The following is a 19,638-nucleotide window of genomic DNA, read 5'->3' as shown; positions in this document are numbered from 1 at the left end:
CCCTCCATCGGGTTAGTGGTTGATGGTTGATCCTGGAGAGATAACGCGTCCCTCGGCGACCCCACAGGACTCTCGCACCACCAGACGCGTGGGTAGTACAATATCCTTTGGCCCGTGGCCAGAACCTTCCGCCAGCGCCTCCTCAAGCAGGCGTACCGCCCACGATCCCAGTTCAAAGATGGGGCTCTGCACCGTGGTGAGCGCCGGGCGCGTGTATCGCGCCATCGGGATGTCATCAAAACCCACCAGCGCCAGCTGGTCCGGCACGTGGACCCCGGCTTCATGCAGAAACCGGAGCAGGCCAATCGCCATGGCATCATTGGCAACAAACACGGCCGAAGGGGCCAGCGACAAAATTCGGCGGCCAAGCTCGTATCCGGAGGCCTCCGTGAAGTCGCCTTCCACTTCCAGCTCCGGGCGTACAGAAATCCCGGCTTCCTGCAGCGCAAGGCGGTATCCCTCCAGCCGTTCTCTGGCTTCCTGGTTGCTCAGGGGACCCGAAAGGATGGCGATGCGCTGATGTCCCTGACAAATCAAATGGGCAACGGCTGCCCGGGCACCTGCCAGATTGTCGACGCGCACCGTGTCGCATGGGAAGGGTGCACGCGCACCGATCAACACCAGCGCCACATCTTGCGGAAGATGCTCCTTCAGCAGTTCCTGTGAGAGATGGGGCGCCATCAGGATCAGCCCATCCACACGCCCCCGCATTGCTCCCACGATGGTGCGGATCTCCTTGGGATCGGCATGCATTCCCGAGACCAGCAGATAGTAGCCTCTACGCCTGGCTTCCTGATCCAAGCCGCGCATGAGTTCAGAGTAGAACTCGCCGTAGAGATCCGGCAGCAGCACACCCAGCGTCTGCGTGCGACGTGTGATCAGGCTCCGCGCTGCCCCATGCGGTACGTAGCCCAGACGACGTGCGGCCTCCTCCACGCGTCTGCGGGTTTCATCCCTGACAGGTCCACTGTTATTGAGCACCCGCGAGACGGTGGCCACTCCTACGCCAGCCGCCCGCGCTACATCCCGTATCGTAACGGCCATTCTTCAGGGTAAAAACGTTTTCGCAAAATGATCCATTTCGAGATTCAAAAATGGAAACGTTTCCATTATAACCCATTCTTCCTTTATTGTCAACCCCCGAAATGGCACCCTACAGACGTCCTAACAAGCTGCAGCTGCACGACAGCAGATCGCCGCGTTCATTGACACTGTCTGGTACGTCCGGCTCACCTACCGACCGGAGCGCCCGGGCTTCTGGAGGCATCCCGCCCTGTGGAAAGTTCTCGCCATCGCCCTGGGCGCCGCGCTCCTGGTGCGCCTGCCCCTGCTATGGCTCACACCCGACTGGTACCTGTTGTGACTTGTGCCCATGTGGCGCGCTTCTGACCACAGCCAGCCTGCTGGTGCGTACTCGGAGGTCTGGTCTTCACCACCCTGACCGTCAGTCAGTTCGAAGGGGCAGGCCATTTTCTTTCAAATAATGACCTTTGGCCTTACACCCAACCGCATCGTGGTGCTGGGCGCCAACCTGTTGATCTTCATCCATCTGGCCTGGATCGGCCGAGACTATATGCGCCTGCTTCACGGAAAGGCGGACTACACCCGATTGGAACTCACAATCGGCCGCTATCTACCGGTCTATGCACTCTGGGCGGTGTTTGTCGTCTTTGTGCTGCCGCCGCTGTTTGGCTTCGGATGATCGGCAGCCTGCAGCGTCCGATCCCGAAGCGGTCTGCGCTACAAATGCAAAGCGTTTAGGTCCTTCGCAACTGCCCCTGTATCTTGCCAGTCCGTCAGCCCCGGGGTCCCCTACCCCTGTAGCAGAAGGGGTCCGGGCAACAGCCGCCGGAGGACCGTGTGCAGATCGGCGCGTTGCAGGTGCTTGTAGGCGACCTCGCGCAAGACGCGCATTTTTGCCGCGATTTTGTTCAGGCGCGCCGAAGCGGGCAGGCAGGATGGCGGCCAGGATTTCGACGGCCTGATGGAGCCGGTCGAACAAATGGCGGGGCCTTGATAATCAGCCGTCCTTTTGCTATATTTAGACCAGTCGTAGACCAGTCTAAATAAAGGAAGTATTATGCCTGAAATTGGTGCCTACGAGGCGAAAACCCGATTTTCCGAGCTTCTTCGACGGGTAGAGAAGGGAGAGCGATTCGTGATTACACGCCACGGTTTGCCCGTTGCGGTCCTGGAGCCAATACCTTTTCGTAGAAAACGAGATATAGAAGAAGTCATTCAGGACATTCTGGAATTCGGCCGCAAGCACAGTCTGAGCGGGTTGACGATCAAAGAGCTTATCGAAGAAGGACGGATGTAATGGTACAGGAATTCGTACTGGATGCCTCGGTAACTCTGTCGTGGGCATTTCGAGAGGAATTGAACCGGTATGCACAGGGAGTACTCAAGCAACTGAAACAGGGGCAGGCAAGGGTGCCGGCCCTGTGGTTTCTGGAAGTCGCAAACGCCCTGCTTGTGGCCGAGCGCAGAGGGAGAGTAAAGCCCGTGGATTCGGAACGATTTCTGGAGCTTCTTCAAGAACTTCCCATTTCGATAGAGCCAATCTTGCCGGAACGCGCTTTTGGAGAAATCCTGCTGCTGGCTCGAGAGCAAGAGCTATCGGTATACGATGCGGTCTATCTGGATCTGGCCCTGCGCATGCGTATACCTCTGGCTACTCAAGACAAGGCTCTCAGAGCCGCTGCATCTCGAGTGGGCGTGGAAATCTGCGGCCCATTGGGCGAGGAATGATGCAACGGAATTGCAGGCGGAGGCACTCCGGCATTCAAGCACCCTGCAGGATTCCGGCGTAACTGGCATCAGGAACTGTCTCCGTGCACGCGGAGAACCTGGTCGATATAGACGGACCATTCTGAATTAGAACGACACATAGTGTTTTCCAGGCCGGGAAAGTTTCTCTAATCCGTTCCGTGGCGCATAACCCTGATGTTGACATGCCGCCAGCATTGCTTGCAGAAAAGCTCAGAGACACGCATCTTTTCCGTAGCGGCCGAAGCAAACCTCCCTCCTGATGCAGCACTTTCGTTGTGGAGATCTCTCCGTCAGCGTTTTCGGCGGCTGGGCCGAAATCGGCGGCAACCAGATCCTGCTCGAAGCCGGCGGCGAGGCCCTGCTGCTGGACTTCGGCCGCTCCTTCAATCGCTGGAACCGCCACTTCACGGAGTTTCTCGGGCCACGCTCTACGCTCGGCCTGCGCGATCTGCTGGCCCTCGGGCTGCTGCCGCGCTTCCGCGGACTCTACCGCGACGCTGCCGACGACACGCTCTTTCCCTCGGAACTGGAACGCCGCTTTCTGGACGGCGCACCCGACGGCGCTTACATCCAGGCGCTGCTGCTCTCGCATGCCCATCTGGATCATAGCGGTTCGGTGGCCTACCTGCGCGCCGACCTGCCCGTCGTGGCCAGCGCCGCCACGGCCGCCATCCTCAAGGCCATGCAGGATACCTCGCAGATCGGCCTGGATGCCGAAGCCGCTTATTTAAGCCCCCGCCTTCCCAACGACGAGGGCATTCTTGAATCCGTTCGCAGGGGTTCCTACCTGCGCCGCCCCTATCGCCTGCTGCTGGGACGCCTGGACAGTTTTCCGCTGCAGTCTCCGGCTAAAACCAGGACGCTCGACGGACACCCCTGGACTCCGGTCACCACCCCGCTTTCGGTTGGCTGCTTCCAGGTCGAAGCCTTCCCGGTGGACCATTCCGTGCCGGGCGCACTGGCGTTCTATATCGAAACACCCGCCGGTCCGGTCGTCTACACGGGCGATCTGCGGCGCCATGGCCGATGGGGCCAGCATACGAAAAGCTTCCTACAGCGGCTCGAAGGTCGAGACGTCTTCCTGCTCATCATCGAAGGCACCCGCCTGGACAGCCAGGGCCCGGCCCGCACCGAAGCGGCCGTCCAGGCGGCGTTGCATGAGGCGATCCGCCGGCATGCCGGCGCACCCATCGCCGTGGACTTTGCTCCGCGCAATCTCGAAAGGCTCCAGGCCTGTCTGGAGGTAGCCCGCGATCTGGATCGCCACCTGGTCATCACCCCAAAGGACGCCTACCTGCTTCAGGCGCTCGCTGAAGCGGATCCCTCCTGGCAGGCAACACTCCAGGCGGCACGGATCCTCCAGGAGCCGCGTGCCCGTCGCCCGACCTGGGAGGCCTGGCTCTGGGAGCAGTCCGACATCCATCCGGTCAGCCTGGAAGAAATCGCACAGGATCCAGGCGCCTTTCTGCTGGCCTTCGGCTTTTATGAAATTAACCGCCTGCTGGACCTGCGGCTGCTTGAGCAGGCGATGGGTCGACCACGCCGACAGGGCCTCTATATCTTCAGCAACAGCTACTGGGCCGACGAAGAACAGGTGCTGGACCTGGCGGTGCTGATGCACTGGCTGCGGGCGCTGGATTTTCGGCCACTGCCTGAGTGGCTGGCAAATCCCCCCTCCAACCCTGCCGAAGCAGAGAATCCCTACCACACGTCGGGCCATGCGCCGGCTGACGACCTTGTGGAAGTGGCGCGCCGGCTGCATCCTCACCATCTGCTGCCCGTGCACACGGAAGCTCCAGAGCACTGGCGCGAACTGCTCCGGGGGACAAACACCCGGGTCCTTGTGTAAGACAAGGGGCACGCCATTGAACTTTCCTTACACAAGGCCCCCTCTTCAGCCCTCCCCCACTGACGCAAACATGCCTTCTCCCAGATCACGAGAAAGCGTCCAGAAAAGAACTTTTTCCGGTTGGGCCCTGATCGCCACCGCCGGCCTGGCGGTCGCCTCTCTGCCCGGACAGAACGCTCCAGCGCGGGGAGGATTACCCTTTCCTTACACAAGGTCGCGCGGCATGCTACAACTGCTGACGCTGCAGGCCGAGCATCGTCCTCCACACCGCATGCAACGCCTCCACGTAGGCCGCCCCATCCAGTCCCTGACGCCGGGCCGTGGCCGCCTTGAAATTGTCGTAGTCAATGTCTTCGGCCAGGCGACGCACCACCTCCGCCCAGACCGACTTCGGCACGAAAAGGCGCCAGGCGTAGTCGGCTCCCGGAAACTCCCGGATCGCACAGCCGCCCAGAAGCTCCGGAAACCGCGCCTGCAACGCTTCCAGATGGGCACGCACGCGCGCCCGAACCATCACGCGTTCTGGGTCGATGGGCCGGCCACGCTGCCCATCGCCCTGCCGCGCACATACCACGCTGAAGAAGCCTTCCCTTGTAAAAAGCCACATCGCCGAATAACCTCATTTTGATTTATACTCAAAAGTATTATACTTGAAAGTATAACCGTGATAGCGATCAGCACTTCCCTAGCGGACGCATTGAGTTGCATCGATCAGGCCCTCACGACCGGCAGCTCGGCCCACGATGTTGTATATCGCGGGGAGCGTCGCTGCTGCCGCATCTCCCACGGTCGCGCAAAACCCGCACTGGCCAGGCGGATCGTCTCTCCGCCCCAGCGGCGGTTGAGCGCGTCCACCGCCCGCATCAAGGACCTGGATCGCTCATCCAGAGCGGCGAAGAGATCTCCCTGCACGACCCCAGCTGGCACCAGATCCAGCAACAGCACGCCGGCCTTCCGGTATGCACAGTCTGCCCGGTAGACCCGCCGCAATCCGTCCCAGGCCGCCCGGGCAAGCATGCGCATGTCGTTGCTCGGCAGCGGTAATCCCACTAGCTGGCTCCCGCTGTAGTGCGGGCCCTGACCATAGGCGCCCGTCGAGACAAACACCACCAGCGCTCCGGCAGCCAACCCCAGCGCACGCAGTTTCTCTGCCGCCCGGCTCGCATGCATCGTCACCGCCTCCCGCAATTCCATCAGATCAGTTACCGCGCGTCCAAACGATCGACTCCGCACCAGCGTTCGTCGGGGCGGAGCCGCCAGCTCCAGCGGCAGACAGGAAATGCCTCGCAACTCCCACACTGTTCGGAGCCCCGTGACGCTCAGATGCCTTCGCACCCATCGATCCGGCAGATCCCGCAGCTGCCGCGCCGTACGAACACCAAGTGCTTCGAGACGGGCCGCATGTCGGCGCCCTATGCCCCACACCTCTTCCACCGGCGTTTCCTCCAGCACTGCTTCGATGTGCTCCGGACGCATCAACGCCAGCACCTGCTCCGGCACCGCCTTCGCCCGCTCGCTGGCCAGCTTCGCCAGTGTCTTCGTCGGGCCAACGCCAACCCGCACCGGAATCCCCGTCCAGCGCCCCACCCGCTCCCGGATCCGGAGCGCCTCGCGCCTCAGCTCCTCCTCCGACGCTCTCGGAAGCTCCAGGAACGCCTCGTCAATCGAATAAACCTCCACATGCGGGCTGAACGAACGTAGCACGGCCATCACCCGACGCGACATGTCCCCGTAGAGCGCATAGTTGCTCGAAAAAACCCGCACTCCCTCCCGCTCCAGCTTTTCTCGAATCTGGAAATACGGCGTGCCCATCGCAATACCCAGCGCCTTCGCCTCCTCTGAGCGGGCAATCACGCAACCATCGTTGTTGCTCAGCACCACGACCGGCACCCCTCGAAGCGAAGGATCGAAAACCCGCTCACAGGACACGTAGAACGACGCACAATCAACCAGAGCAATCGCACCGGGCATAGGCTGTTCAAACAAGTGGGTGGATAACACAGGTGACCACGCCCCAGATGACCACTTCCATCTCTTCGCGGATCGGCAGCGGCTCATGGGAGCCGTCTTCCGGCATCAGGCACAGCCGCCCTTCGTGCAGCTTCAGACGCTTGACGGTCAGTTCACCGCAGACGGCTGCCACCACCACGTGCCCCGGTCGCGGCTCGATCGCCCGATCGACGATCAAGAGATCTCCTGAGTGGATTCCAGCCTCGATCATCGAGTCGCCTTCGACACGCATGAAGAAGGTGGCCGCGGGATGGCGGATGAGCAGTTCGTTCAGGTCGAGCGCCTCTTCGATGTAGTCATCAGCGGGCGAAGGAAAACCGGCCGGCACCCGGCTCAGCAGCAGCGGCAACCGCAGCGGCTCCCCGATACGAACCGGCACCACTTCGACAACGCGTGTGCTCATGCGTCCTGTCGGAAAAAAAGTTCTTTTTTTGCCTGTTATCGGCGGAATTTGACAGGATGATAGCCCCTGGCGCCGAATTTGTAAAGTAGAGCGAAGCGTTATATGGCAGGCCAATTATTGCTGGATCTGCAATATGACCTGTTCAGCGAGACGTATGCTGTTTCTGACCATCTGATGCAATCGATTTACACTATCATCGTAATCACACTGATTACGCCACTGTCTCAATTTGTTTAAATCGGAGGCCACTTTTCCTTTATTGCGCTTGCTCAGATGCTTTCTTAGCTGCGCATGTTCAGCTGCTAAACTGCTTCTCTGAAAGCCCAGATGTTGCTCGGCGTAATTTCGACAAAAGCAGAAAGCAGCATAGTAAGCTCTGCTCACTGCAGAACGATTTGCTGCCTCCTGTAAATGACTCACATTGCTTTGTCCGGCCAGAACTCTGGCCAAATCCAGATACGAAAGCCAGTCAAAGGACATTGTTTACGTCCGGCTCACGAAAATCCGTGGTCAACTGAATCCATCCTTCTCTGTCAGAAAGAGCATCCAGAAACGCGGCTTCTGCTTTCTGCAATCGGTCAAGCGTTGTCTCATCGTAGTGCGCAAGCCTGACATACAAAACAAGATACTGGTCTTCAATCTCAGGATCCTGGTAAATGTCAAGGGTCAGTTGCCCTTCTGGGAAATGCTTTCTGGTTGAACAAATCGCTTCGGGTATTATATCCAGCAGGTCTGGAAACTGCAGTAGATATTCTCTCACCTGATCAATTCTTTTCAGGGCAACTCCTTGTTCTTTGATCCATTGAAACAATTTCTCAATTTCTGCTTCAATAGAGACTTCTGGTTCCGATCTAAATCGACCAGAATACGAAGCCTGCGCAAGCATTGAATTAAAATTTCCCTCCACTAAGCTTAAAGTCTCAAACCTCTCTATCTCTTCAGAGACAAGATCGCTTAGAGCAGACCCCATCTGATATAGCTGCTCTTTCACGGATTCGGCATCCTCGGCAGTCAGTGTAAGTGTGTCGGCAAACATATCAGCTTTCACGAATTAAAAATTCGTCTCATTTCGTCGGTAATACATCCCTCGAATACTTCTTCTACTCTACTATGTGCCTCTTCGACCCATTCGAGTGCTCTGGTAATTTCAACCGCACCGGGACGCGCCCAGTGGTAGTTGATGTCAAGTATCACCGCAGATCGCTGTTGTTCGCTCTCAGCCGAAGCCAATCTAACCAGACATCGATCTCTTCCCTCAGCAAACGGAAACACCGCCTGTACAGCAAAAGAGGCGTATTCCTGTGGTAGCCGAGTACCCACGTGCAGGTAGTAATCAAAATATACCTTCAGGTCGACCTTGGAAGCTTCAAATTCTATACGGTTAATATACCGCAAACCAATCCGTTCCAACTGCCTTAAGGTTATCACCTGCTGCAACGCTTGCCAGGCCCTCTCTATAAGCGGTTTAAAGCGCTGCCAGGAAGGATATGGTTTTAACACATTAACGACCAGCAGTCGGGGTCCTATCTGTACCAGCGCCTTTCGATCGGGTGTAAAGAGCAAAACTCGCTCCTCTGATCGAATCTGCTGCTGAACATTCTGGGGCTGGAACGCAAACTCAACTACCTGAACCGTACGATGCTCTCGATGGGGGAATTGGTCCTTAACTCTTTCGTAAAATTGCCCCGGAACGGTCAAATCCCATTCCGTATCCTGGCCAAGGCGAAATTCACAGAGTGCCTCTATGATCGGTGGTTTTTTGTATTGGGCAGCCATTCAGCCCCTTCCTTGATATCTTATCTGAACACGCCAGTTTGTTTAGTCTAGCAGTCCCCTGAGGCACAAGACCTTTTTCCCTTGAACCCCAAAAGCGTTAGAATCTCTATTTAGAGCCTTATGGATTGGGAATAACAGTTAAAAGATCTTTAGCTATTAATCGAACAAGCAAGGTTTTATCTTTAATTCAAAAACCTCTCAACCTTTACAAGGCTAACCACTGGCTTCTGAGCGTAGCAAAATCAAATCCTGGTCCAGGCTATGCCTCAGCACTTCAAGCCGCTCAGAGCCTGAAACCAACTGGGCGGCGGAAATAAAATTCATCCGGAAAGGAAAAAAGCTTGGCGCATTGAGAATCGTCTCAAGTGATCCCGAGCCGTTGGGTTGAGCGTGCAAAAACGCTTCCACCAGCCAGGTAATCAGCCTTGTGTCGGTTATACTTAAGGAACGCCCCCGCACGTATTCACCTCGGCTATTTCCACCCTCATTTAAAACTCCCCAATCAATCATAGAGCGAAGCACTCGGCGAACTGCATCCTTAACAGTAGGACGTTGGCCATACCATTCCATAATACGGCGCCGCACCTGGGCATGACTGACGACTCTCTGAAGCCTGAGCAATCGCCCCACCTGTGCCGCAACAGCTTCCCAGAACGGGTATACAGCTATGGTCATACCCCAGTGCACTGCCAGATGCTCCTCAGATGGCAGATGCGAAAGCAGGCTAAGGCCCTCTTGGTGAAAGGATCGCAATCTGCCAGGGGGCCGCACCCATATCCGCATTAAGATAGAAATCGTCTTCGCCCGGTTACCCCAGCGGGCATTGCTATCAACAGATAGCTTATCTTTTAACAATTCTTGAAGACTATTATAAATCACCTTCTCATCATTGCCGGCGAGTACCAGATTCGCCGTTAGTTCCAGCCATTCCAAGCGAACACGTTGGCTAAATCCAATATGGTTAGAACGGTGCACCATGGTTAGCTCTCTCTCTGATGTTGAATTGAAATACTCCTATCGTCTTTCAACCCGCACAAAGGGCACAATCAGCTCCTCAAGGCTGATGCCTCCATGAGTCACCAGAATTTTTCCTTTCTGCACAAACGCCATCCGTTCGGGAGCTATGAGCGGAAGGTAGTCTTCTGGAAGGCCTATTGGTGGCCATTCCAATGCGCTTGGAAATTGTTTCTTAACTCTTGCCCTGGAGGCAGGATCTTTATACACACGGACTCGTTCCCCGCGCACGTCTGCTACCGCACCTTCCTGAGGTTTGCCCATACCCACCGCTTCAACGTTTCCGTGATCTGAGGTAAGATAGACCTGAAATCCATGCGCATTCAGCAAATCCAAAAGCTCCTTCAAAAATCCCTCCCTGACCCACTGACGCACCTGGTTATGCATTCCGGCCGCCCCCAGCTCCATACCGTGCATAATTCGATCTACCTTGTCAATAACCAACCCAGCAACACGCAGACGGGGTTGGTTGAGCATCTCTTCAACGCGTTCCCCAAGGTTATCACCCAGCCCCCTACAATAGCCCACCTCATCCTGGCTCAAGCCCCAAGTTGTCCAGAACTGAGTCCACAGGGACGCCTCCCTATCCGTGGTGTGAATACTTTTCGGAAAGAAGAATGGCGGCCTCCCCGCAAAAGCAGCCTGACGGCACACCGGGGTAATTGTCGGTATCCAGGCGAATACCGTTTTTTCTCCGAACTGAAGATTTTTATCCTGCCGCTTGAGTTCCTGGCGCACCACAATCCATTGATCCAGAGCAAGCCCATCTATCACCAAAAAAGCGATTTTCACGTCTTGTCTTCCCTCAAGCTGTCTGGCAAAATACCGAGGAATATGATGCAGCATGGTAGGTACGGTAGGCGGAAGGTTGATCAAACTTGGATAACGTTGCTGTACCCATGTCAAAAAACACGCATCTATACGAGCCTGTAATTTCTCCACATGCTCACGATATATGTCGTCTAAAAAAGCATCTGGATCGCGAAGGAGCGCCCAGAGCTCTGCCCAGCGATAAGCAAAATACGCCCATGCTTCATGTCTCACCTCTGCCGTTGTGAGCACCGTCTCTTTCTCCAATGTATCAAGCAATTTCTTTATGCGTTGTTGCCGGGACTCTTTCTCAGACCGCAGAATCCCACAAATGACCCAGGGATTTATCTGAATAACCTGGTCAGCCCGTGAATGTGACACAGGTTGTAATTTTCCATCAAGAAATAAATTGTCTACATAAACACGCACATCCTCATGATTAAAAGGCAAAAGCGCCGGTCCCGAAAACTTCAAACCATAGCGCTCCTGGACCTCTCGTATAGCCGCAAACTCTTGGGGCTGGATAAGCCAATCAAGGAAGACCGGCCATCGCTCCTGCAGAAACGAAAAAAAGGCTTCCGAATCCGACACGATTATCTCAAGGGGCCAGTCTTTAAAACACGGATTCTGCAGCAAAAGCCTGTTCAGGTATTCAACGAGAATTTCTGGAATGCGCTGCTGGCGATAATGAAGTCGCAATAGCACCCGAAGCAGATCTTCGGGCTTCCTGATATGCTCTGGTACAATTACAATATCAAACACATGGCGCAGGACGAAATCTTTTGTTGCATTTTCCCCAAGCGGCTCAGGCCTGTATTCTTCTTGAGCTGCATACAGCTTATCAAGATCGGCACGATCCAGCGCAGATACGACCGGATAGCTCAGGTTGGGAAACAGATCACTCAGACTGAATGAAAGCTGACGCCCGGCCTGAAGCAAATCATATGGCAGGCATTCAAGCTGGCCTGATGGCAAGCGCAATACAACCACCAGCTCGGTCTCCTCACCGCGATCCCACCAAGAACGAAATCTGGACTCGTAGACATAGCGAAAAGCCACGGAATCCTCAAAAGGAATTAACTCAAAACCTCTTGCGCGAATTTCCTGAAGTATGTTTTCGTCCAGCAACAAATCATCCGGATCCGCCACAAGAGTAAGCCGGGCGGCTCCTGGCGTAAACGCTCTCAAAATATGATCACGCCAGCCGCTCATGAACCTCCTTTTCCACTCGAATCAAAACGAGCGCCTTCATTTCTGGAATAACCTGTGCCGCCAGCGCAAGCTGTTCCCGGAAACGAGCCTCCTCTTTCTCAAGAAGTCGCAGACGATGATCTCGCACCTGCATAAGCCCAATGCGCTCTATGGCCCGACGCCGGGCAGCGAACGCATATTCAGCCTTCTGGCGCTCCCGTTCCAGCTGTTCCTGGCGCTCACGCACCAGTTCTTCATACAGAGGTTGACCCTGTTCTTCTGCTACCTTGCGAAGGCGCTCAAACACATGCCGCGAATCTTGGCTGTCCAGATGACGAAGAACGGTAAACGGTCTGGTCAATAGAAGATCCCAGATGTGCCGAGCTGTCGGGACAAACACTCGACCATTATCCGCCAGAAAAACCGGCAACATTCGGCGTTGTCGCGCAAAGGTTGAAACGGACATGCCAGGGATTGTTATTGTGTTCGACTGAATAGATATCTCCCACAGCGACCAGAATCCCTGCACTTTCGAGCTCAACTCGGGAATGGAGACCACCGGTACAGGTTGACCCGGCACAAAAGTGGGCAGGCGCATGGCCAGGCCGCGCACTCTGGGATGCTCAAGCGTCAGATGAATGCCCGCCGGACTCTCTTCGGCCTCTCGAACTGAAAATACTACGCCCTTCAGCTGCTCGCCATCCGGCCAGGTAAGCGCCCAGAAACCTCCCTGTTTCTCTGCACGTCCCCCATGTGCTTGCAGATAATTGACCGTCATGCGTTCTACCCAGTGCGGAAATGGATGAGCAATCATACGCTGAGCTTCTCGCGCGTCCAGTTCCGTGGCAGATCCGAGCAGCGAGAGACTCTGACGCACATCCCGGGCCAGCTCTTGAAAGCCTGCGAGCAACTCTTCGGCCTTTTCCTCAAGCTTCTCAGGATGGAGAATGGCTGCAAGATATAGCTCATCAAAGAGCTGTTCTGCCTGAGCGGAATCAAGCACGTCTCCCGTTTTATCCACCCCGAGCTCCTCCAGAATCACCGCAAGCTTCTGCTCCAGCACCTGCAGCACGCGATGTTCAACGGAATCCCTCAGCACAAAATTTACAGCCCGCACCACCTTTGGCTGGCCAATGCGGTCAACTCGACCGATCCGCTGCTCCAGGCGCATCGGATTCCAAGGGATATCGTAGTTAATCACTACATGACAGAATTGAAGGTTGAGCCCCTCCCCACCTGCGTCGGTGGAAACGAGAATCCGCGCTTCCCCGGCAAAGTTTTGCTGAGCACGCCGACGTTCTTCCAGATCCATAGACCCGTTGATACACACCACTTTAAAGCCCCGCTCAGTAAGAAACTCGTAAAGCATCTCCTGAGTCGGGACAAACTCAGTAAAGATGAGCACCTTCAGGTTGGGATCGTTCTCTTCAGCCTGAAGTCGGTAGATCCAGTCCAGCAGGGCCTCTGCTTTGGCGTCCGGTCCCTGGCGTTCGCAACGCCTGGCCAGTTCAAGAAGGTGTTCGACTTCTTTCCGTTCCTGCGCCCACGCCTCAAACGAAAGGGTGTTCAGGAGCCATTCCACCTGCTCCTGCCCGTCCAGATCGGCCCATTCCTCCTCATCGAAGAATTCCTTTCGGGCAAGTTTCTTCGCCCGGGTCTTCAGCGCTTCCAAGCGCCGCTCCAGCGTGGTACGAATAGCTCGGGTACTTGAGGTAACCAGCCGTTGCATCAGGACCATTAAAAACCCGATGTAGTTGCGCCGCTCAGCAACCGCCCGGTTATATCCCTGGCGTACGTATTCGGTGACGGCCTCGTAGAGCAGCCGTTCATGCTGATGGCGATCGTCCCAGACGATCGGTGCAAGTTGTGTGAAGCGGGGCTTAAAAAGCGGCTTCCCCTCCGGATCAATGGCCTGGCGCTTCTCTGTGCGAATCACGTAAGGACGCACCCGATCACGGGTAATACTTTCGTCTTCTGGAAAGGCCATCGGATCAAGCAGCGAAATGAGACGCCGAAACTGGTCGGTTTTCCCCTGATGCGGCGTGGCTGACAGAAGGAGCAGATACGGTGCCGCTTCAGCCAGAGCCTGACCGAGCCTGTAGCGGGCTACCTGATCGGTACTACCTCCCAGTCGGTGCGCCTCGTCCACGATAATCAGATCCCATCCGGCGGTGATCAAATCTTCGAAGCGTTCGCGTACTGGATCTTCGGCCTGCTTCAGTCTGGGCGGCTTGACCGAGTCCATAGAAACGACCACCTGATCAAACGCTTGAAATGGATTAGGATGGAGATTCAGTCGCTTCAGAGTCCGATAATCTTCGGAAAGGATCAGATGAAAGGTCTCATTGAAATGGGTGGCCATCTCGGCAATCCACTGACGGACCAACCCCTTTGGAGCCACAACCAGCGTACGCCGCACCAAGCCCCGGAGCTTGAGCTCCCGCATGATGAGGCCTGCCTCGATAGTTTTGCCCAATCCGACTTCGTCGGCCAAAAGGTAGCGCACGCGGTCGCCGGAAATCGCTCGCGAAAGGGCATAAATCTGATGTGGAAGTGGAATCACAGAAGAGGCCACAGGTGCCAGCAATACGTCCCGGCTGAGCGCATCAGCCACACGTGCTGCGGCCACTACATAAGCAAGGCTCTCTTTGGTCCGGAATCCCGCTTCTTCTACTGGCTTCAGGCGTGAAGCCGGTAGCTGCACAATGGCATTTCGACCCGGCAACCAGACGCGACAGACCGTCTCGCCCCAGAGCGCCTGGGCCTCAATAAGCTGACAAAGTTCGCCATACTCGGGGAGGTAGTACCATTTGCCTGATAGCGAATGTGTGTTTTGACTCATCCACTATATCAATGCCTTAATTGCCCCAAACCACTCACGAATCTCATCCAAGGCTCCACGCTCTCGGAGCCGCTCTACCGTCATTGCGGCTGCCACTTCGGTGTTCAGCCGCTTCTTTGCTTCATCCTTTTTCCTTTTTCGCCTTCTGTCGCTGAGCTGCTCCCATGGCACATTCCCCTCCTGGCGGTTATGGATAGCGCGTGCCACCGCTTCAGGCACATCATTCTCATCGGACACCTCCACTTCGACGCCCAGCACCTCACGGATTGCATCAGGGTGCAGGTAATTTTCTGCTTCCCGTTTCTTGGTTAAGAACCCCTTCGATCCATCGTTGCGTTGGTTAATCTTCTCCACCTGAGCTTGATACCTGGACGAATAATCCGTCCCCCCATCATAGATGTGAATCTCAGGACGTTTCAAGGGTTTGAGGTAGTGATTGTTCACCCAATCCCGCAATGTGCTACCGCCAAGTGGCAAAAACACGACTTCTGGAGTGTTATCCGGATCAAAACCACATTTTTCTCCGGCTTTAAGCAAGACCCTGGCCATGTTTTTTAAAAACTCAACATCATTGGGACCTTCCACACAAACGAACACACGCACACGGTTATCGGGAATCACGCCAAGATCATCAGCTATTGCCCGGAGGACCTCATCTGTACCCTCCTTAACCTCGCGCGTGCCGTCGCTCCCGAGCTGAATGTATCGGAGGGCCTCTGTTGGTATCATCTCGGCCAGACCGGGAACATGCGTCGTGATAAGAACCTGACATCCATCCGCCGAAGCGAGGTCCTTGAGCGCCTCAATCAACCTGCGCTGGTTTGACGGATGTTGCGAGGTTTCCGGTTCCTCGATCGCATAGATAACTTTTGACTTTCGTTCCTCATCCAGCCGTCGCTCGGCCTCGGCGCGAAAAAAACCAAGAAGGATTAACCGGCGAACACCACTTCCCCTTTTATTGACAGGAATCTGATCGTCCGTGGTGAGCGTCAGCTTGAACAACGAGTCCCATTTAGGATCGGAGCGGAATGTCGGGTTCAGTTCTTTGGCCAGGTTTGGGTCCAAATCCTTGAGCTTCTCTAATGTCCGTCTGGCAACATCTAAAGCGGCGTCCCGAATCCTGTCTTGAATTGCCTGCAAATCCCCTTCCAGTTCAGAAATTGCCTGCTTGACGGCAAGCCTCATGGGATCTTGAACCTCGCTGTCCTCGTCCGTGCCGGGACGGTCTGAACGGAAGAGGGCGAAAATCGGTAAGTAGCGTTGAAGCTGCTCCCAGATCTTCTTTGCGTCCTCCTTGTTCAGTTCAACATCCCTGAGCGTGAGACGAAGGTCATCACAGGAAGCCCAGAGGGCCTTGCGAATGGAAGGGTTGCTCCTCAGGTCGATACCGGTAGCGTCAACCTGTTTCTGCCTAAGTCGCCTCTTGAGATCTGAGTTTTTAAGCTCTAACAGATCGTTGTAATCCTCAGCGGCGGGATGCATGGCCCGCGCCACAACACGAGGCTTAGGTGTTCTCGCAGAACAATCGAAAACCTTGTGTATCTCCAGGTCGCCATCTTCGTTCAAAAGATATTCCTCCTGCAGCTTTGTTGTTGATGTGGCATCCAGCGTAAGGGAATCGGGTAACTCGTCAAAGACACAGCCAATGCGAACTTCCATGTCCTCTGCATAGACGCACCGGTCCGATGTGTCGAACTTCACAAGCGGAAAATCAAAGAATATGGCCAGCGCGTCGAGTATGGTAGATTTACCCACATCGTTTTTCCCGACAAAAGCCGTTAGGTCTGGATGTATGGGAATCCGGACCTCCCCTTTATAGCCTCTGAAGTTTCGTAGTACAAGTGTTTTCAGGCGCATTGCCTTATCCCTCCTCGCCCAAGCGAGTGACAGCCTGATCGTACCACATGATCAGCTTGGGATCCTCCTGAAGGACGGTTTCAGGAATTTTGCGGGCCACCTGGATAATGGTCTGGTAGTCCCGCTCCTGCCAGGCCTTCTTGAAGCCAGCCCGCACGGCTTCCAGGCGGAACTCCTTCAGGCGGCGCCCTTTGAACTGTTTGTACTCCTCAAACTCCCGCAGCAGGGCCCGCTCGCGCAGCTTCTCCAGGTCAGCGGCTCGGTTTGGATCTGGCACATACCAGCGGTCCTTTGCCCGCCGCAGAAGTTCCGGATGGGTTGTGTGCAGCCCCTGGTTGTCTTCTGTGGCCCGGCCGGCGTTCAGCTCTTCCTGAATGATCCCGCGCAGCTCTGCACTCTGCCGCATCCACGAAACGATCTGCGGCGGAATCGGCCCCTTACCGTCGTAGCGCAGAAAATTCTGCGCCAGCAGCTCGGAAAGCTCGAGTCGCTTCTCGTGCTTCTGCCAGCCGCCAATCTCCTTGAGAAATTGCGGGTGGAGCTCCTGGAAGGTCTGCGGCTTCCGCGTGAGCTGCTGCCGCAGCCACTGGATGGCGCTGGCCTCGTCGGTGACAAAAAGCTGGAGTTGCTGGACTTCCTTTACCCGCATGCGCTTTCTGTCGTACTCCGCCACCTGCTCGGGCAGGAAGTACATGCCGTCGCGCTCCGGGAAGCGCTGGGCGAGGCCTGCATAGAATTGCGCCGCGGAGAGGGGCACCATCACACCCCGCTGGACGTGGAACGCCACCATGCGATCATAGAGCAGATAGGCCTGTCGCTCGGCAATGACTTCCAGTTTCCCATTGTTCTCCACCACCACCGGAAGCTGCCTGAGGTGCGTGCGGACAAAGTCCCAGACGCCTTCCTCGGTGCCGGCTTCACGCTTGAAACGTTCTTCCAGTTCGCTGTTTGGCTTGTAGCATGAGATGACCAGATCCTGCTTGACTGCGTTGGCGCTGGTCACCTGCTTGAAAGAGCCCTGTTTCTTGTCCAGCGTGCGCACGTCGGCGACGACAAAGCCCGCAGCCTGAAGGGCCTCCTGAATGGCGTTCCAAACGGCGTTTTTGGAGTTGTGGAACTCCACGGTCATCCAGCGGCCTGGCTTGAGCACGCGGTAGTACTCCTTGAAGCACTCGGTCATCAGCCGCTGGTACTCCGGCAGGCCCTTGCCCTGCACCTTGTTCTCGATCGCTTCGGGCTTGTTGTTGGTAAAGACCTTGAGCCAGGCTTCCCAGAGGAAGTTGAGCTCGGAGTACATCAGGTTGCCGCCGAAGGGCGGGTCGGTGAAGATGTAGTCAACATCGTTATTCTTAAGTCTGAGGAAAGATGTTGAGTGGGTCTCAACATAGGAATAAGTCGGAGCTGCAAACGCATTGGCAAAGTCAGAGACTTTGCCCAGCATAACCCATGTTGGACGAGTCTCGGCTATAAGTGAACTGACATAGAGCGTCCCAGATAGTGAACCATTGCCGCGATTGCCCATATTGTATCGGACAAGCCGGGAACAAAGTGTGGCTACTATGGATTGAAAAACAAGGCGTGTTCTAGTACCGAGAGATTTACTAATCGCCCCCAACACCCACAGATTCCGCTTGGTATAAAAATGGTGGACGTGGGTGAGGCCAATGTCATCGTTACGCCGCGACTCCTCACCCTCCGGCATACGGTCGGTCGGGAACCAATAGGGAATATCCAGCGCCTCGATCTTCTCGATCAGCGCCAGGTCGAAGGCGTCGGGCGTCTTTTCGAAACGCCTCTTGCCCACGCTGTAGTTGATGAGCACCGGCACCTGCTTGGCCTGGCGGATGGGCTTGCCGATAGCTTTGTCGTACTTGGTCACCCAGGCGCGGTCCATGTTCCGCTTGGTGAGCGTGGCACCGCAGTGGGGGCAGGGAAACTCGCTGTGCACCTTGCCGGCTTCCTTGTCCACCGCCGCTTCCCAGAAGACCACCTCCCGGGTGCACTCCGGACAGACGAAGACGTCGGACCAGACGGTGTAGTTGATCCGGCCCGGGCTCGGGATTGACTGAACAAGGGCCCTTACTTCCTCAGCCGACCGACAGGCCTTGAGTTTATCCGCCCAGAGCTCGGCTTCGCCAGGCTTCGGGTTGGCGAGCGTAGCGTACATCCAGCCGCATTCTTCTTCTACCTCCTTAAGGATGCGTTTCGCTTCGCGCTCGAAGGCCTGCACGTCCACCGGCGTGTTGTAGTTGTAGGCGATGAAGGTAGCCGCAGGCGAGAGGTCGTTAAGGACGGCGCGACGCGCCCCGAGCTTGGAAAAAGGCTTCCAGACCGTCTTGCCGTTCTCGTCCGTCTCCTGCTGGTAGATGACGCCTTGATCATCCACCTTGTAGCCCAGCGATTCCACCGCCCTGCGGTCGCCGCAGAGTTGCGCCGCCACGCCGGTCATGCCGGTCCCGCAGAAGCCGTCGAAGACCAGGTCCCCCGGCTCGGTGTAGTGCAGGATGTAGTGCATGATTGCCTTGTGCGGCACCTTCGTGTGGTAGGAGTGGGCGTTGTAGATAGGGTCGTTCTTGCCTTCGCTCACATCGGCCGCGAAAGGCTCACGGTGATAGTCGTCGTGCTCCGGGTCGTAAGGCTTGCCGTAGTGTTTGATGAACTCCTCGATGAAGGGATTCGGGCACGCCGTGTAATACGGCGGATCGGAGAGGTTCAGGATGTCCTCGATCTCCCCGTGCGGGAAGCCGATCTGATCCTTCCAGAGCTGCAGCAGGTCTTTGTGCGGTTCCTGACGGTGGGCCTCACGCATCCGCTCGGCAAGCTTGCGGAGACGCGCGTCATCGCCCATTGGCCACTTCTCCACGGCCCGCATTCGCGCCACCGCCTCCTCTACCGTGGTGAAGGGCACGCCGCCGAGCTTGGCATAGAGCTCCTCCAGACCCTCGCGCAGGAGGCCGAGGAAGTACTCCCGCCGTGCCTCGTCGCTTGGAAAGGTCTTTCCAAGACATTCGACAGGGTGTTCTTTCTGGTGGCCTTGCGTCTCTGCATGCGCAAGCTCCAACTTCAGCTGAATATGCGTGTTGCCCATTTCCTGCACGCTATTTTGTTCTATAA

The 19,638-nt window shown here is 56.2% G+C and carries 16 protein-coding genes; 4 read left to right on the top strand and 12 right to left on the bottom strand.

The annotated features are described in order from the left end of the window. Positions 1-12: 12 nt before the first annotated feature. Positions 13-1,044 carry a LacI family DNA-binding transcriptional regulator gene (locus GYH26_RS07115; protein WP_161541059.1) on the bottom strand — a complete coding sequence of 344 codons (1,032 nt, stop codon included), beginning with the start codon at positions 1,042-1,044 and terminating at the stop codon, positions 13-15. Between the two features lie 439 nt (positions 1,045-1,483). On the opposite strand from GYH26_RS07115, the gene GYH26_RS07110 reads away from it, so the two are divergent. The 4 genes from GYH26_RS07110 to GYH26_RS07095 all read left to right on the top strand — a co-directional run bounded on the left by GYH26_RS07110 (position 1,484) and on the right by GYH26_RS07095 (position 4,621). After that, on the top strand, positions 1,484-1,702 hold the full coding sequence (locus GYH26_RS07110; protein ID WP_161541058.1) for a hypothetical protein: 219 nt from the start codon (positions 1,484-1,486) through the stop codon (positions 1,700-1,702). A gap of 378 nt (positions 1,703-2,080) precedes the next feature. After that, positions 2,081-2,320, top strand: coding sequence for a type II toxin-antitoxin system Phd/YefM family antitoxin (locus tag GYH26_RS07105; protein WP_161541057.1), 240 nt, complete (start codon positions 2,081-2,083; stop codon positions 2,318-2,320). Then, entirely contained in the window at positions 2,320-2,751 is a 432-nt protein-coding gene (locus tag GYH26_RS07100) for a type II toxin-antitoxin system VapC family toxin (RefSeq protein ID WP_161541056.1), read from the top strand. Before GYH26_RS07105 ends, GYH26_RS07100 begins: the two co-directional genes overlap by 1 nt. 280 nt (positions 2,752-3,031) lie before the next feature. After that, entirely contained in the window at positions 3,032-4,621 is a 1,590-nt protein-coding gene (locus GYH26_RS07095; protein WP_161541055.1) for an MBL fold metallo-hydrolase, read from the top strand. A 226-nt stretch (positions 4,622-4,847) separates the two neighbouring features. On the opposite strand, the gene GYH26_RS07090 is transcribed toward GYH26_RS07095, so the two are convergent. The 11 genes from GYH26_RS07090 to GYH26_RS07045 form a co-directional block, all read right to left on the bottom strand. After that, positions 4,848-5,135: a hypothetical protein gene (locus GYH26_RS07090; RefSeq protein WP_155816009.1), complete on the bottom strand. Its 288-nt coding sequence runs from the start codon at positions 5,133-5,135 to the stop codon at positions 4,848-4,850. 197 nt (positions 5,136-5,332) lie between these two features. Beyond that, on the bottom strand, positions 5,333-6,592 hold the full coding sequence (locus GYH26_RS07085) for a Y-family DNA polymerase (RefSeq protein ID WP_161541053.1): 1,260 nt from the start codon (positions 6,590-6,592) through the stop codon (positions 5,333-5,335). A 7-nt stretch (positions 6,593-6,599) separates the two neighbouring features. Beyond that, on the bottom strand, positions 6,600-7,034 hold the full coding sequence (locus tag GYH26_RS07080) for a LexA family protein (RefSeq protein WP_014072512.1): 435 nt from the start codon (positions 7,032-7,034) through the stop codon (positions 6,600-6,602). A gap of 114 nt (positions 7,035-7,148) precedes the next feature. Beyond that, the gene (locus GYH26_RS15115; RefSeq protein ID WP_206751745.1) at positions 7,149-7,514 is read right to left on the bottom strand and encodes a hypothetical protein; all 366 of its coding nucleotides are present in this window, start codon (positions 7,512-7,514) and stop codon (positions 7,149-7,151) included. Next, entirely contained in the window at positions 7,504-8,082 is a 579-nt protein-coding gene (locus tag GYH26_RS07075) for a hypothetical protein (protein ID WP_161541052.1), read from the bottom strand. The genes GYH26_RS15115 and GYH26_RS07075 overlap by 11 nt, the downstream gene beginning before the upstream one ends. Beyond that, positions 8,079-8,810: a TIGR04255 family protein gene (locus GYH26_RS07070; RefSeq protein WP_161541051.1), complete on the bottom strand. Its 732-nt coding sequence runs from the start codon at positions 8,808-8,810 to the stop codon at positions 8,079-8,081. Before GYH26_RS07070 ends, GYH26_RS07075 begins: the two co-directional genes overlap by 4 nt. A gap of 213 nt (positions 8,811-9,023) precedes the next feature. Further along, complete coding sequence (locus tag GYH26_RS07065; RefSeq protein WP_161541050.1) at positions 9,024-9,788, bottom strand: hypothetical protein; 765 nt, start codon at positions 9,786-9,788, stop codon at positions 9,024-9,026. 36 nt (positions 9,789-9,824) lie between these two features. Continuing rightward, positions 9,825-11,846, bottom strand: coding sequence for a BREX-3 system phosphatase PglZ (gene pglZ, locus GYH26_RS07060; protein ID WP_161541049.1), 2,022 nt, complete (start codon positions 11,844-11,846; stop codon positions 9,825-9,827). Continuing rightward, on the bottom strand, positions 11,830-14,667 hold the full coding sequence (locus GYH26_RS07055; RefSeq protein ID WP_161541048.1) for a helicase-related protein: 2,838 nt from the start codon (positions 14,665-14,667) through the stop codon (positions 11,830-11,832). The genes pglZ and GYH26_RS07055 overlap by 17 nt, the downstream gene beginning before the upstream one ends. A gap of 3 nt (positions 14,668-14,670) precedes the next feature. Next, the gene (locus tag GYH26_RS07050; protein WP_161541047.1) at positions 14,671-16,524 is read right to left on the bottom strand and encodes an ATP-binding protein; all 1,854 of its coding nucleotides are present in this window, start codon (positions 16,522-16,524) and stop codon (positions 14,671-14,673) included. Positions 16,525-16,528: 4 nt separating this feature from the next. Then, positions 16,529-19,612 (bottom strand): DNA methyltransferase, encoded by a 3,084-nt coding sequence (locus GYH26_RS07045; protein ID WP_161541046.1) that lies wholly within the window; start codon positions 19,610-19,612, stop codon positions 16,529-16,531. Positions 19,613-19,638: the final 26 nt, after the last annotated feature.

This window comes from Rhodothermus marinus (genome assembly GCF_009936275.1).
GTDB lineage: Bacteria > Bacteroidota > Rhodothermia > Rhodothermales > Rhodothermaceae > Rhodothermus > Rhodothermus marinus_A.
The sequence above is the reverse complement of the archived record's forward strand: the minus strand, read 5'-3'. Positions and strand labels throughout refer to the sequence as shown.

Bases quoted from the DNA above. Each gene is read 5' to 3' on its own strand.
- GYH26_RS07115 (WP_161541059.1), bottom strand. From the start codon at position 1,044: ATGGCCGTTACGATACGGGATGTAGCGCGGGCGGCTGGCGTAGGAGTG.
- GYH26_RS07085 (WP_161541053.1), bottom strand. From the start codon at position 6,592: ATGCCCGGTGCGATTGCTCTGGTTGATTGTGCGTCGTTCTACGTGTCC.
- GYH26_RS07065 (WP_161541050.1), bottom strand. From the start codon at position 9,788: ATGGTGCACCGTTCTAACCATATTGGATTTAGCCAACGTGTTCGCTTG.
- GYH26_RS07105 (WP_161541057.1), top strand. From the start codon at position 2,081: ATGCCTGAAATTGGTGCCTACGAGGCGAAAACCCGATTTTCCGAGCTT.
- pglZ (WP_161541049.1), bottom strand. From the start codon at position 11,846: ATGAGCGGCTGGCGTGATCATATTTTGAGAGCGTTTACGCCAGGAGCC.
- GYH26_RS15115 (WP_206751745.1), bottom strand. From the start codon at position 7,514: ATGTCCTTTGACTGGCTTTCGTATCTGGATTTGGCCAGAGTTCTGGCC.
- GYH26_RS07110 (WP_161541058.1), top strand. From the start codon at position 1,484: ATGACCTTTGGCCTTACACCCAACCGCATCGTGGTGCTGGGCGCCAAC.
- GYH26_RS07080 (WP_014072512.1), bottom strand. From the start codon at position 7,034: ATGAGCACACGCGTTGTCGAAGTGGTGCCGGTTCGTATCGGGGAGCCG.
- GYH26_RS07095 (WP_161541055.1), top strand. From the start codon at position 3,032: ATGCAGCACTTTCGTTGTGGAGATCTCTCCGTCAGCGTTTTCGGCGGC.
- GYH26_RS07050 (WP_161541047.1), bottom strand. From the start codon at position 16,524: ATGCGCCTGAAAACACTTGTACTACGAAACTTCAGAGGCTATAAAGGG.
- GYH26_RS07045 (WP_161541046.1), bottom strand. From the start codon at position 19,612: ATGGGCAACACGCATATTCAGCTGAAGTTGGAGCTTGCGCATGCAGAG.
- GYH26_RS07055 (WP_161541048.1), bottom strand. From the start codon at position 14,667: ATGAGTCAAAACACACATTCGCTATCAGGCAAATGGTACTACCTCCCC.
- GYH26_RS07100 (WP_161541056.1), top strand. From the start codon at position 2,320: ATGGTACAGGAATTCGTACTGGATGCCTCGGTAACTCTGTCGTGGGCA.
- GYH26_RS07070 (WP_161541051.1), bottom strand. From the start codon at position 8,810: ATGGCTGCCCAATACAAAAAACCACCGATCATAGAGGCACTCTGTGAA.
- GYH26_RS07090 (WP_155816009.1), bottom strand. From the start codon at position 5,135: ATGGTTCGGGCGCGCGTGCGTGCCCATCTGGAAGCGTTGCAGGCGCGG.